This is a genomic window from Pseudomonas sp. MD330_10, from assembly GCF_042610415.1.
Taxonomy (GTDB): Bacteria; Pseudomonadota; Gammaproteobacteria; order Pseudomonadales; family Pseudomonadaceae; genus Aquipseudomonas; species Aquipseudomonas rhodesiae.
In genome coordinates, this window is the sequence record NZ_JBHGZU010000149.1 from 1 (window position 1) to 238 (window position 238).

The window sequence follows — 238 nt, forward strand, 5'->3', positions numbered from 1 at the left end:
TCTATCCAGCTTATTGTGTCAAGACTTCAGGCGGTTGATTTAGCGAGTCGAAATTTTTCTGCGGGACGGCATTTTTAGCCGCCGGTTGCACCTCGATGTACTGACCGGTGTCCAAGGTTTCGAGGTTGGACGTTTTCATCAGGCCCACCTCAGGCTTGACCACCCAGTAGTGACTGCCGACGCGGGCAACGCGATCGGCCACTTGGGTGATACGCGCACTGTGCATGACCGACTGCAT

At 55.0% G+C, this 238-nt stretch carries 1 pseudogene; it reads right to left on the reverse strand.

What is annotated here, in order from left to right:
* Positions 1 to 25: 25 nt before the first annotated feature.
* Positions 26 to 238: pseudogene (locus ACFZPT_RS26980) on the reverse strand (hypothetical protein); the annotation flags it as partial.